At 51.2% G+C, this 13,493-nt stretch carries 12 protein-coding genes; 3 read left to right on the top strand and 9 right to left on the bottom strand.

Annotated elements, in window-relative coordinates; all coding sequences use genetic code 11:
* Window positions 1-89: 89 nt before the first annotated feature.
* The 3 genes from mtaB (at window position 90) to Enr10x_RS27935 (ending at window position 2,617) form a co-directional block, all read left to right on the top strand.
* Window positions 90-1,394, top strand: a complete 1,305-nt coding sequence (gene mtaB / locus Enr10x_RS27945; protein ID WP_145452301.1) for a tRNA (N(6)-L-threonylcarbamoyladenosine(37)-C(2))-methylthiotransferase MtaB — start codon at window positions 90-92, stop codon at window positions 1,392-1,394.
* Window positions 1,395-1,489: 95 nt separating this feature from the next.
* Window positions 1,490-2,158, top strand: coding sequence for a nucleoside/nucleotide kinase family protein (locus tag Enr10x_RS27940; RefSeq protein ID WP_145452299.1), 669 nt, complete (start codon window positions 1,490-1,492; stop codon window positions 2,156-2,158).
* A 159-nt stretch (window positions 2,159-2,317) separates the two neighbouring features.
* Window positions 2,318-2,617 (top strand): hypothetical protein, encoded by a 300-nt coding sequence (locus Enr10x_RS27935; RefSeq protein WP_145452297.1) that lies wholly within the window; start codon window positions 2,318-2,320, stop codon window positions 2,615-2,617.
* Window positions 2,618-2,634: 17 nt separating this feature from the next.
* On the opposite strand, the gene Enr10x_RS27930 is transcribed toward Enr10x_RS27935, so the two are convergent.
* From Enr10x_RS27930 to trpC, 9 genes are all read right to left on the bottom strand, one after another.
* Entirely contained in the window at window positions 2,635-4,245 is a 1,611-nt protein-coding gene (locus tag Enr10x_RS27930) for an NAD(P)/FAD-dependent oxidoreductase (RefSeq protein ID WP_145452295.1), read from the bottom strand.
* A 158-nt stretch (window positions 4,246-4,403) separates the two neighbouring features.
* Entirely contained in the window at window positions 4,404-5,111 is a 708-nt protein-coding gene (locus Enr10x_RS27925; protein WP_145452293.1) for a lysophospholipid acyltransferase family protein, read from the bottom strand.
* Window positions 5,112-5,280: 169 nt separating this feature from the next.
* Window positions 5,281-6,660, bottom strand: coding sequence for a sigma 54-interacting transcriptional regulator (locus Enr10x_RS27920; RefSeq protein ID WP_145452291.1), 1,380 nt, complete (start codon window positions 6,658-6,660; stop codon window positions 5,281-5,283).
* An 89-nt stretch (window positions 6,661-6,749) separates the two neighbouring features.
* Window positions 6,750-7,841, bottom strand: a complete 1,092-nt coding sequence (locus tag Enr10x_RS27915; RefSeq protein ID WP_145452290.1) for a sugar kinase — start codon at window positions 7,839-7,841, stop codon at window positions 6,750-6,752.
* A 769-nt stretch (window positions 7,842-8,610) separates the two neighbouring features.
* Window positions 8,611-9,768: a proton-conducting transporter transmembrane domain-containing protein gene (locus tag Enr10x_RS27910; protein ID WP_145452288.1), complete on the bottom strand. Its 1,158-nt coding sequence runs from the start codon at window positions 9,766-9,768 to the stop codon at window positions 8,611-8,613.
* A 29-nt stretch (window positions 9,769-9,797) separates the two neighbouring features.
* Window positions 9,798-10,811: a zinc-dependent alcohol dehydrogenase family protein gene (locus tag Enr10x_RS27905; protein ID WP_145452286.1), complete on the bottom strand. Its 1,014-nt coding sequence runs from the start codon at window positions 10,809-10,811 to the stop codon at window positions 9,798-9,800.
* Window positions 10,812-11,007: 196 nt separating this feature from the next.
* Window positions 11,008-11,682, bottom strand: a complete 675-nt coding sequence (locus Enr10x_RS27900; protein WP_145115201.1) for a type III secretion system chaperone — start codon at window positions 11,680-11,682, stop codon at window positions 11,008-11,010.
* A gap of 171 nt (window positions 11,683-11,853) precedes the next feature.
* The gene (locus Enr10x_RS27895) at window positions 11,854-12,465 is read right to left on the bottom strand and encodes a phosphoesterase (RefSeq protein ID WP_145115198.1); all 612 of its coding nucleotides are present in this window, start codon (window positions 12,463-12,465) and stop codon (window positions 11,854-11,856) included.
* A gap of 49 nt (window positions 12,466-12,514) precedes the next feature.
* Complete coding sequence (trpC, locus tag Enr10x_RS27890; RefSeq protein ID WP_145452284.1) at window positions 12,515-13,306, bottom strand: indole-3-glycerol phosphate synthase TrpC; 792 nt, start codon at window positions 13,304-13,306, stop codon at window positions 12,515-12,517.
* Window positions 13,307-13,493 lie beyond the last annotated feature (187 nt).

The following is a 13,493-nucleotide window of genomic DNA, read 5'->3' as shown; positions in this document are numbered from 1 at the left end:
GTATCTGGACTCTCCTTTTGATTCTGCTCCCGACTCTGAATCACCGTGTACAGTCGAGACAAACCGTTAATGAATGTAGTCGCAAAGCAATGACACTTAGTACCTCCGAAACTCCCCTGGCAGAAAAAACGTGCCAACTCGTCACGCTGGGTTGCAAAGTCAATCAGTATGAGACGCAGCTCGTCAAGGAAGCACTGCAAAAGAATGGATATCGTGAAGCGTCAGAAAACGAGACCGCCGATCTGTGTGTCGTCAATACCTGTACGGTCACCGCAACCGGAGATTCCAAAGGGCGTAAGTTGATTCGTCAGCTGTCAAAAAACAATCCAGGAACGAAGATTCTCGTCATGGGCTGTTACGCCACGCGCGATCCGAAGACGGTTTCTGAACTGCCGGGCGTATTTGAAGTGATTACTGACAAACGTGAACTTCCCGATATCCTGGAGCGTCACGGGATCGTCGATATGCCAACCGGGATCTCGGAATTCGAAGGACGCAAACGAGCGTATGTGAAAGTGCAGGATGGGTGTATCCTGAGATGCACTTACTGCATCATTCCCCAGGTTCGTCCTGGTTTGCAGAGTCGTTCTCCCGAGGACATCGAAGAAGAAGTACGACGTCTGGTGGGGAATGGGTTCAAGGAAATCGTGTTGACTGGAATTCATGTCGGCCACTTCGGCGTGGACACGACGCGGGGTAAGTCAGGTAAGCCACCATTTCGTCTCTGGCATCTGTTTCGCAAACTGGACAAAATCCCCGGTGACTGGCGGATGCGGCTTTCCAGTGTCGAAGCTGCTGAAATCCATGACGATTTCATTTCAGCAGCCGCGGACTGCGAACATCTCTGTCCTCAATTTCACCCTTCATTACAGAGTGGATCCGACACCGTTCTGAGACGCATGAAGCGACGCTACTATGTGAGCCGGTTTCTGGAAAAGCTGCAGATGATGCGGGAACGGCTGAACCATCCTTCCTTTACGACGGATGTGATAGTGGGCTTCCCTGGAGAAACGGATCAGGAATTCGAAGAGACGCTCCGTGCCTGTGCAGCTGCTGAGTTCATGAAAATTCATGTCTTTCCTTTCAGTGCCCGGAAGGGAACACCGGCTGCCTCATACGACAATCAGATCTCACCAGAAGTGCGGCAGGCGCGTTGTCAGCAGCTGGCGGAGCTGGAACGCGATTTAGCTCAAAATTTTTATCGTTCGCTCATTGATCAGAACCTGGAAGTTCTGGTAGAACGTGAATGCGAAGAGCGTCCCGGTTGGGTACGAGGGACTGATCGCTGGTATGCTCCTGTTGTCTGTCCTGGTTCGAATGCGGATGTGGGGCAGTTTGTGATCGCCCGTGGAATGCAGGATCACCGGGAATATCTCGAGGCCGAACGTATCTGAGTTCGCGCACCGGGCGCGACAATCAATTCCCGCGTGCAAGATCTTCTCTGTAACAGTCCGTCCAGATCAGAACGACTAGTAAGGAAAGTAGTTGAGTGGCAGTATTATTCGGGATTGAAGGCATTGATGGTTCGGGAAAAGGGACACAAGCTGCACGTCTGCATGAAAAGTGTCAGGCAGCAGGGGTCAACTCAAGCCTGATCGGATTTCCGCGTTATACTGAAACTCTGTTTGGAAAATCAATTGGCGATTTTCTGAATGGGCGCTTCGGGGAGTTGAGCGCGGTCCATCCCTTTCTGGCATCACTGCTGTATGCCGGTGATCGTTTTGAATCGCGTGATTTTATTCTGAAAACGATCGAAGCGAGCCAGGTCGTGATTTTTGATCGCTATATTCCGTCCAACATCGCGCATCAGGGGGCAAAGCTCTCAGGTGATGAGCGTAGCGAGTTCATCCAGTGGATCGAACAGATCGAGTACGATATTTACCAGATGCCCCGTCTGAATCAGACAATTCTGCTGGACCTGCCTGCAGACCATGCACAGAAAATGGTGGCAGAAAAACAGGCTCGTTCCTATACCGATCAGGTAACTGATTTGCATGAGGCGGATCAATCGTATCTGTCACAGGTGCGGGATGTTTATCTGCAACTGGCCGAAGTACACCAGCACTGGCAGAAGATTGAGTGTCTGCAGGAAGGCCAGCAGCGGTCCATCGAAGATATCAGCGAGGAAATCTGGTCTCATCTTGCTTGTCTTATCTGAGGATGAGACTACCTTCAGTGGTTTGTTCAGCGCCTGAATGAACAGGGAGCGTGTTGATTCAATCTTAATCAAAGCTGAATCCAAAATACTCTTGACCCTTTCCTGATAGAGCCTGTCTAATATCAGTGTTCTTTGATCTTTGGAAGGGAGACAAGAATCGTGAAGCGCGATTTAAGCAGACTCACTCTACGCGAAATGTTCTCTGATACGGAGCGGCTCACTGCAGAACTCGCAGATCATCTGGAGCTGGGGTTCCTCCCGAAAAATCAGCAGTTAATCCGTATGGTACGTGAACTTCCAGAAGGCGTGGAAAAGCGGCGGGTGGAAGACATCAGTGTCCGTAACCAGGCTGCCGAGCTTTTAAAGAGCGATCGTTTCACGCAGGAACTGTTCGTCAAGCTGGAAGAATACCTTGTTGCCATCGATCAGTCTATCAGTGATATTATTGATGGGGACTGATTTGAAGTGACAGTACTTCAAGCAGCTGGTGCAGTGAGCGGTGCAAACTCTTCGACCAGTTTACGGGCACTCAACAGTCCGTCCACAGCAGCAGAGACAATCCCCCCTGCATAGCCTGCGCCTTCACCTACTGGATAGAGCCCGTGGAAGCCCGGTGCCTGACAGCTATCGCGTTCCCGATCGATGCGGACCGGGGAACTGCCTCGCATCTCCGGGCCAACCAGAACCGCATTCTTGAGAAACAAACCGCGCCATTTCTGATCCATCACGGGCAGGCCGTTCTCAATCTGAGCCAGGACGAGTGGAGGAAGGACCTGATGCAGATCTGTTGTGACGACGCCTCTGTGATACGTTCCCGTGTATTGAAAACCAGCATCAGTTTTTCGATGATTCAGAAAATCGCCGGCACGTTGAATCGGGCAGTAGTAGTTTTGCTGTCCCAGTTCATAGGCGATCCTTTCGTACCTGCGCTGCAGTTCGACGCCGGCCAGGGGATGATCACTGCCGAATTCTTCGGGGTAAATGGTGGTCATGATCCCACTGTTGGCATAGCCGGTATCGTGTCTGGAATTACTCATACCGTTCGTACAAAACATGCCGGGCTCTGAAACACTGGGCATCACAATTCCCCCGGCACACATGCAGAACGTATACAGATCACGTTTGCCTTTTGTGATCATGGTGTAGTCTGCTGCCCCCAGGAGATCCAGGTACTCCTCTCGGCCGTATTTGTGTGCGTTAACCTGTTCCTGGGGCTGCTCAATGCGCAGCCCGAGTTGAAATGCTTTGCGGAACATGGGAACGCCCAGATCGTAGAGCATCTGGTACGTGTCGCGGGCGCTGTGACCAATGCCCAGAATCACCTGTGTCGTTTTGATATACCCGGAAGAAGTCATGATGCCCTGCACCTGGCCATCCTGTACGTCTATGCCTTCCAGCCGACATTCGAAACGGAACTCACCCCCCAGGGCATCGATCTTACGGCGGAAATTGCGACAGATCATGGGGAGCTTGTTGCTTCCCAGGTGCGGGCGGTGTTCATAGACAATTGAGTGTCGCGCACCACATTCGACGAACCGTTCCAGTACCCATTGCACGTCTGGCCCGCTCAAACGACAGGTCAGTTTCCCATCACTGAAACAGCCCGCGCCTCCTTCGCCGAAGAGATAGTTATTTTCATTCTGGAAATCAGCTCCTTTGTCAAAGCGTCTGATTTCAGGAACGCGTTCCTTGACGGGAAAACCGCGTTCAATGATCAGCGGTCGATATCCCTTCAGTGCCAGATAGTAGCCGGCCAGCAATCCTGCCGGGCCTGAACCCACCACAACCGGTCGTTCTTCCAGCGGGCTGCCGCCACACTCCGGATCATAAAAGGTGTTTTCTGTAAAAGGCTGGATGGATAAATCTTCGCGGAGATTTTTCAGCAGGCGTGCTTCATCATGCACATTGACTTCTGCAGAATACACAAAGCGCAGGTCCTGACGCGAACGGGCATCCAGACTCTTTCTAAGAATTCGAAAGCTCTGGAGCTCATCAGCGCTGACTCCCAGTTTCAAAACCAGCTCGTGAGCCAGTTCTTCCTCCGGAATTTCAACGGGAAGACGAAGATTGGTAACTTTGAGTGACATAGAGCAATAACCAGAATCGAACAGGCGCGACACATGACTTGAGATTGCCTTGAGCAATTCGACATGTTATACCGCTCTGGTAAGCGAATGCAATTTTGTCACTTTGAAACCAGCAGAAAAGGGGAAAATACTTTGACCTGTTTCCAGTTCTGCGGTGTTCAGGCAGCTTTTTTCAAGGGTATTAAGTCACCAGCCAGAGAAACCTTTTCGGTAAATACCAGTTTCGCCTTACGATCGAGTTCCTCCATTTTTTCCTGGACCAGCTCTGTATAATACCTCAATTCTTCCCGAGTGAGGTCTTCCGGGACATGAATCGGATGTCCGACCAGGAAATAGATTTTGGAGAATGGTTTGGGAATCCAGATGCTGGTCCAACTGCCTTTAAATTCCCAGTAGCGAGTGGCGGTAAATGCTGTGGGAACAACAGAACGCCCGGAATGCGAAGCCAGGAAGATAATCCCCGGCTTCATCTTATGGTGCGGGCCTCTTGGTCCATCAGGAGTAATCACAACATGTTTGCCTTCTGCCTGCTTGAGCAGTTTCTTGACTGCGGAAGCTCCACCGCGTGAGGTGGAGCCACGAATTGCTCCCAGCCCAGCCGCTTTGAGCATCTCCTCGATTGTATCCGCATCCCGGTGCTGGCTGATCAAGGCAACCGTCTGGTGGCCACTGGCTCCAAAAATGGGAGCGACGACGGAATCGTGCCAGACACTGTACAGAAAGCGTTCTGATCCCGTCTCAGCAAAGGGACAACGTGCCAGGCTGTCGTCTACGAATTCGAAACGCGTTGTTTTCGTAATCATACGAAGAATGAAGACGATCAGTTTATTAACGAGGCTCAACAGAGCGGGACTCTGAATTTTCAATCGATTACTCCTGCAGGATCATGATCAGGCTGGCGGCAGCTGAGCGAATTGTAATGATGTTCGCTTCTGCGCAAATCCCAATTCTTTACCGGGGCAATGTTTCCCTTTTTTCGGATGTCTAATTGATGCAAATTGCCTATTTTTAATGGTTTTGTAAATGACAAATGCCTCAGGAGTCTTCATCAAGCGGAATCCCCAGTGCTTCGATGCGGCGGTAGAGTTTTGCCCTGGTCAATCCGAGCAGCCTGGCGGCTTCAGTCCGGTTTTGTTTTGCCTGTTCCAAAGCCTGCAGAATCTGCTCGGTTTCCACCTGTTGCAGTGTCTGCTCCAGTGGTTTAATCAGCGGGGGCAGGGCGGGACCCAGGGAGCGTGCATCCATCCCGGACATCAGACGCAGGGGAAGTGAGTCCCGGGTAATGACCGTTTCGGTTGTTGCCTGGAAAGCTGCCTGAATGATTTGTGACAATTCATCCAGATTGGCTGGCCAATAATAATCGTGGAACAGAGACAGCACACCCGGGGCAAAACCACTGACCTGTTTCTGCTGATAGCGGTTTTCATTTTCCAGATAATGTTGAGCCAGCAGTTCGAGGTCTTCTTTCCGCTCGCGAAGGGAGGGGATATGAATCTGTAGAGTGGTAATCAGATAGTAAAAATCAGGTAGCAGTTTTTCCTGTTCAAATAGTTCATTTAAAGAACAGGAGCAGGCCGTCATCAGGCGAACGGTTTCCATTTGTCTCTGTGGTTGAATATTTTCGAGAATGATTTCCTGAACATCGCGTGAGAGGTGATCGATTTGTGCCAGATACAGGACGCCCGGTTCGAGGGGCATCGATTCATCCAGATCTTTCTCGAAGATTTTTTTGACAGTCTGTTTCAGTTCCCGGGGCGGGAGTTTCTGGCAGTTGAGAGGTACAAAAATTTTACGCCGCTGTTCACTTTCAAAATGCAGCGCGCGCGCCAGATGTTCTTTTCCGGTACCTGGCTCTCCCTGGAAATGGACCGGTTCTCGGCTATGGGCCGCCAGTTCGAGTTGCCTCAGAACCCTCTGCATGACTGCATTTCTGGCAATGACTGTCGAAAACCGGAACCGGTTTCTGAGCGAGAGCCTGAGTGCAGCTAGTTCAACGTGCAGTTGTTGTGCTGCGCTCGCCGAGGGCAGTTTATGTGGCTCCTCGATACGATCGATAATGCCGAGCACCAGACGCGTTCGGTTCTGCTCATCGACAAGGGGAGTATATCGGACTACACAGGGAATCGTTTTTCCACTGCGGGTGAGCAGGAAACGGGGTACCTCGCTACGGGTGCCCTGAAAGACCTCTGGAGGTGGGCAGAGTAGATTACAGACTGATTCACATTCTTCAGGGTCGGTATCAACTGCGTAGTCACAGGTCTGCCCCAATATCTCCTCAGCAGGCCATCCCAGAACCTGCTCACACCCCTGATTGAAAAACACCACCGTGCGGGACGCATCAAGCAGAAAGAGGGGGGTCTGGAGTGAATTCAGACGAGAGTCCAGACGGGTACGGCGTCCTGCGCTGCGGTTCATGCTATCCGCCTCCTCCGTTTTCAACCAGTTGGCAACAATCGAAATCTGAAGACACTGCAGGTAAGTGCGTCCAGGTTACTGAAAGCGATTTACCTTTGTACGCGTCCGGAACCTCCGCCCCGCATCAGGGCTTCGATTTCCGCCCGGGTGGAATAATTGAAATCACCCTGAATACTGTGTTTGAGACAGCTGGCTGCGACGGCATAGCGGATTGCCGTTTCCGGTGAAGCCAGTTCTGGCGTATTGAGTGCGAAAATCAGTGCGCCGGCAAACGAATCGCCGGCTCCGACGCGATCGACAATATTCCGGATTTCATAACTGGAATAATTGCCTTGTGCATCACTGGGGGCGAACGCAGCCTTCTGTTGCCCCTGATCGTAAAGCATGGCGCCCCAGTTGTTATGGCTGGCCGAGATACTTTCCCGCAAAGTAATCGCCACCTGTTTCACATTGGGGTACTGCGTTGTGATCTGTTTCGCCACTGAGACATACCCTTCAATGTTTAAAGATCCCGATTCTACATCGGTCTCAGGAGCTCTGATGCCCAGGGACAGATCCGCATCTTCTTCATTGGCGATCACGACGTCGATGTAGGGGACCAGTGACTGCATAGTGGCTTTTGCCAGATCGGCCGGTGCAGTACCTGGTTTCCAGTTCCAGAGTTTCTTGCGAAAATTCAAATCGCAAGAGACAGTGATATCCCGCTGACGGGCTTCCTGCAAGGCTCGCTCTGTCAATCGCGCAGCTGATTCACTGATGGCGGGGGTAATCCCTGTGATATGAAACCAGGTTGCCCCCTCGAATACCTGGTCCCAGTCAAAAGTTTCCGGGGTGGCCTGAGCAATAGAACTGTATTCGCGATCATAAGTGACTGTGCCTCCCCGTTGATTCGCGCCGGTTTCCACAAAGTAGATACCGAAACGGCCCTGGGGAGTTCTCTGGATCAGACTCGAATCAACGCCCAGTTTTTGCATTTCCTGAACCAGGGCGTCCGTGATGGGATTATCAGGAGATGCAGTAGCGAAAGCAGAGACTCCCCCCTGAAAAGCAACGGAGACTGCGACATTCAGTTCACCCCCACCAAAGGTTGACTCCAGCAGTCCGGGAATTGACTGTCTGACACGCAAATGACTCTGAGGCGCCAGCCTCAACATAACCTCACCTAAAGTAACAACTCGCACGGTACACCTTTGCCAGTATTGTGATTGAGAGAAACGGAGAGCACAACTCGTTCAGCTTACCCTGCCCGTTCAAATCATGCCAGCTTGTCCGATAAACTTGAGCGGACGGCTCTGGATCGGTAACAGGGCAGGCGTGAAAGGAATCATTTAAATCATGGTTCAGAGTTGAAGTTGATTCTTGATTTATTTTTAAAAATATGACATGGTGTGCCAGACAGTTGTCATACCCCTGTTTTAGAATCATTTCATAAATCGAACCCGATCTTTTTGCAGAATACAGGTGGCGGCAGTTTCGTCTAGCCCGTTCAGGGACAGAGATGGAGATGGACGGGGTTGCCTGCATGGAACTGCCGCCCCGCTGTTTTTGTGCATATTTGTCCCCTCATTCGCTTGTCAAAGTATCTGGACAAACCTTTCTTTCCATATGCAATTCCTGATGCGTTAAGGAGGCTTTTGCCTGATATACGCAATTATTTCATCTGATCCACTTCGAGCGTTTTGACATAGAAACCTGGCAAAAATAGATTGCTGCTTTAATTCAATGCTGAACCTGGAAAGCGAGCAAATGGAGCCAAATGAAACGGAAGTGGTCTGTCCGGCCTGCGAAAGAAAAATCGAATTCAATTATGGAATGAATGAAACAGGCGGACTGACATCAATGGAATTTCAGTCCCGGCGATTAGGCTGTTCTATCGAATGCCCCCACTGTAGTCATGTCTTTGTCTACAAAGTCGAACCTGACGACAACTAAAACTGACAAGCCTGCCTGTTATCCCACCTGGAAATTGATCATCATCTTCAAGCTGAAGATGATCGTGCCGATCACACAACAGTAGCATGCGATGAGCATGCCTCGATGCGGGGTTTGTCTGTACCGTATCATTGGTTGAGCAAAGCAGATCAGAATTAACAGTCTTAGACAAACGAATGCCGTCAGCGCAGAGGATACTGCTACGACGATTGCCAGCCCCAGATAGCCTGCATGCAGTGTGGCCATGGTGCCCGTCATGGAGGGCTGATGGATTTCGAGCAGCAGCAGCAACGTCTGCCATTTGAGTCGGAAGACCGTCAGTCCGGGAAAACCAGCCAGAGTCAACAGCAGGACCGCCGCACCGATTCCAGTCAGTCGCTGATCAGCAAAGATACCCCGTAACTGGTCAGGAGTTCGGATCTTAATACGCTGTTGTGTCAGTCCGTCTACAAGAAAAGCGAGACCGGCAACAGTCAGGCAGGAGAACAGCAGCTCCGGAGCATATTCCAGGATCGTTTGCTGTATGGAACCTGATTCTGGATTTCCGGTTTCATGTCTCCACCTCCAGCAGACAGCAGACAGCAGGGCAACAAACACGCCTGTGATTTGAATGATCAGCAACCCGAAAATACCACGCAGCTGATTTTCAACGAGCAGCAGTCCGGAAGATACGGTCAGAATGATCAGGGAACTGTAATAGAAAATCTGTTCGAGTTCCGCTGAATGAATGACTCCAATCTGACTGGCAAACAGAATCAGAAAACTGAGTCCGGCTAACAGGGGGATCAGTGTCGCCATGATGAAAATCCAGCAGGGGGATTCTGCCTGCTGGTCTTTCAGTCGGAAGTGGATGGGGATTGCTCCCATGCGAAATACGCATCCCATCAGAATGAGCAGGACACCCAGTGCCGGTATCGAATGATTGCGTCCTGCACCTGGTTTAGATGAGACCGAATCGAGATAAGTATGGATCTCCTGCAGGCTGGTGGAACCCACGGCAGCAATTAGCAGGACGGTGCCAGAGAGCAGGACCAGTGTTAAGGGAAGAGACGTTTTCAATATCAGGCGGGTGGCATCGATTCTAGCAAGCGGACACAGCTGAGACAGCGTCAAGCCGCAGTTCAACAGCAGGATCAATTCAAATCCAATGGTAAGAATAAGCAGATCATTGAACATGGATGATGAGATCGATCATGAAAAATGCTTCAATCAGTTGAGTTCATTGTCAGCAGAACTTTTCCGGAAATCCCCTGCTGTTCCGCTGTCGTTACTGCTTCTTTGATCTGAGCCAGTGGAAAGCGGGCACTGATCTCAGTAGACAGAATCCCCCGTCGAATCAGTCCGGTTAGTTTTGAGACGAGTCTGATTTTTGACGGTAGTGACAGGCTCTCCATATGTCGGGCCAGCCAGAACCCTTCGACGCTGGCGCCGTTGCGAATCAGTTCACGTGAAAAGAACCCGAGAGGTGCTTCATCCAGCGAACCAAACAGGATCAGTCTGGAACGCTCACCCAGAACTTTGATCAGGGCTGATGCGGTTTTGCCTCCTACGGGATCAATGGCAAAGCGGACACTCTGTTTTCCAAGTACTTTTCGAATTTTCTCGATGAGAATCCGTTCATCGTCGTGTGCCGCATTAAAGACGACGACATGCTCCGCACCCAATGCTTTCAATTCTTCGGTCTGGTCATGCCTGCGAACGACATTGAGCGTCGGAAAGCCGTACTGCTGTCCCAGGCGAATCATCATTTTGCCCACCGCTGATGCGGCTGCTGTCTGGATCAACCATGCTCCGGGGGGAATCTTGAGAACCTGCCTGGCCAGAACATAGGCCGTGGCTGGATTCACAAAAAATGTTGCCGCCTGGTCCAGTGTTAATTTACCAGAGACAGGGATCACAAACTGACTGGAGACGGCGACTTTTTCTGCCCAGTTTCCGGTCTGGCGATTCAGCACGACCACTCGTTTCCCCTGGAGCAGTTTCCCTCGCAGGCCGCCTCCACTGGACTCAATGATACCGACGCCTTCAAAGCCCGGGACCGAGGGTAGGGCGGGACGAGTGGAATAGCCGCCTCTGATATTCAGTAAATCAGAGGGATTGACCGGGCTGGCCAGCATTCGCACCAGTACTTCACCGGCTTGGGCAACCGGTTCTTCTGTCTCACAAACTTTGAGCACATCTGCCGGCTCTCCAAATTGCTCAAAGCGAATCACGCGCATGTATTGTTCTTCCACTATCAGAAAAAATCACTGCAGAGAAAGTTTAACAGGTCGAACTCAATTCAATCAAGCTGTTGCACAGCCTCCGACCTGATTTGGTCCGAACAAAAAACAATCCTTGTCACGAAGAAAGTGACAAGGATTGCTGCGGATCTTCAAAATCGAATCAACCTGGGATTCAGCAGTAACAGAATCATCAGTTCTGTTTGGTAGTGCTGAATTTTGAAACGCCGGAAGCGGTCTGTGTTGGCCGTGCGGCGGGTTTCTGAGCGGTTCCCTGTGGCTCGGGAGTGCTGGAGCGTTTCCAGTTGTCGGTTGACCAGTGCGGATAGTACTGCACGACGCTGCTGCCCAGGTCACTCAGAATTTCATGAAACTTTTTGGTGGTCATGTTCTGATTGGGGATCACCCGTTGCAGGACAAACCGACGGTTGCTGGAGATATAAGCGAAGAATTTTCCGTTCCCCATGCGGTCGTTGTCTGACAGCAGACGCAGCATGGCGGTCCGGGGGACATCGGCTGCACTGCGGGGCAGGGGATCCAGCCAGGCCATGACCCAGACCCATTCGCCATTCTCACTGAGAACAGCAGACATGGAGAGTTCCCATTCTTCTTTGTTTTGATTTGCTTTGAACTGAAAGTCGTAGCGTTTCTTATTCTTGCTGACTTTCAGGCCCATGGCTTTCAGCAAATTGCCCAGCTGGTCTTCGGAGATCTGTCCAGGCAGTTTTTCTCCGCTTGTTTTTGCCGCTGCTGGTGCTGAGGAAGCAGCGGGCTGCTGAGCATGCACGCCGGCTCCCAGAATTGCCATGATTGAGATCACGGCCAGAAAACAGCCCACGACGATCCATCCGCGTAACGTGATTTTCATTTTGAAGACACTCCTTTGTCACTTCATTGCCCTGTTGTTAACGCATGTCAACCTGCGTTCCATCTACAGGCTGACGGGGGACTGCCCGGCAGCGCCGATGACAGCCAGCGGGATATTCTTGTCCCTGACGTCGAAACCATGGTTCGCATCGGCAGTTTCTGCCGAATTGAGTTAATTTAGATCAAATAACCCTTTCAGGCAGATCTGGGACCACGTTTCGAACTGATCTAACTCTTGTAACAGTTTTTCCGGTGAGTCAAACCCTGTCTCTATAATCGACTCTTCACGGGGTAGAACTTTGGGCAACTCCAGGTCAAAAATGTGAACTATTCCCAAGTGGACCTTTCCGACCTCGGTTTCGTCGTCATTAATCAGCCCGACGCACTGCTCAGTGTAAGCCGTTTCCATGGCCACTTCTTCGTCGATTTCCCGCTGCATTCCCTCCCGGTAAGTCGAACCGGCCTTGGCGTCATCTTCCAGGGAAATATGACCGCCGATGCCAATGGACCGTTTACTGTGCAGGCGTTGTTCACCCCCTTTGGACCCACGGGTGTAATAGAAGATTTTGCCTTCGTGGCGGAAAATACAATAGGGAATCAGCTGTTTGAAGCTGGGGTCTTCCTCGACAGTGTCGCGGGGGCGGAAGCTGATGTAGTTCGGATCAAACAGGGTTTTCAGGTACGGTTCGACCTGATCATTGAAACCCTGGAAATGCCCTACCTCGTGAAAGAGAAGTGTAGGGACGACCATAACGTGTTCCACTTGTTGTTCCGTATCTGACATTGCTGATCCTTCTATGCTTTGTGGACAGGTTGATTTGAGATTCGACGAGTTATGAAACTGAGCGCCCCAGCAGCTCGCAGACTTTATCACCAATTTCCGGAGAACGCATGAGTGTTTCACCGACCAGAATTCCACGGACTCCCGCCTCCTGCAATCGCAGGACATCGTCCCGGTTGCGAATGCCGCTCTCACTGATCAGCAGGCATCCCTCCGGCAGGCGGGGGCTTAATTCGATGGAGTGGTCCAGACTGGTTACGAATGTTTTCAGGTTGCGATTGTTGATTCCCAGCATGGGTGGGTTGAGTTTCAGGACCCGTTCCAGATTGTCGGGCTCGTAAATTTCGACCAGGGCCTGCATGCCGAGTTCTCCGGCGTAACCATACAGATCCTGCAACTGTGTATCATCCAGGCACTCGGCGATCAGGAGCACACAATCGGCACCGGCGGACCGGGCTTCCAGGATCTGGTAACGGTCAATAATGAAATCTTTCCGCAGGACGGGAATCGAAACTCCTGCCCGGACTGCTTTCAGGAAATCCAGATGTCCCTGGAAATATTTTTCATCGGTCAGCACACTGAGACAGGCGGCTCCATTACGTTCATATGTCTGGGCGATCTCCACCGGATGAAAATCATCACGAATGATCCCCGCTGAGGGAGAGGCTTTTTTTACCTCGGCGATCATACCCACAGGCCCGTGAGAGCGGAGTGACTCCACAAAGTCGCGTACCGGAGGTGCTGCTGACAGCTGTTCTGTCAGCGCTTCGACGGGTACGCGAGATTTTGCCTGGCTGATTTCACCCAGTTTGTAGTGAATGATTTCTTCGAGAATATTGTTCACAGGTCGCTTTCAAACCCATAGTCTGTCAATTTAAAAGTGATCTTTATTTCTCGTAGCATAACTCCCTGGCTGCCGAAGTACCACAGAGTTGGCAAAAGCGATTCTGATTCCACTTGTATTTACAGTTGCGGATCACCACGATGGTCTCATGCCCGGATTATTCCCACTGAATTCCAGCGAACCAGGA

This window comes from Gimesia panareensis, from assembly GCF_007748155.1.
GTDB classification, from domain to species: Bacteria; Planctomycetota; Planctomycetia; order Planctomycetales; family Planctomycetaceae; genus Gimesia; species Gimesia panareensis.
The sequence above is the reverse complement of the archived record's forward strand: the minus strand, read 5'-3'. Positions and strand labels throughout refer to the sequence as shown.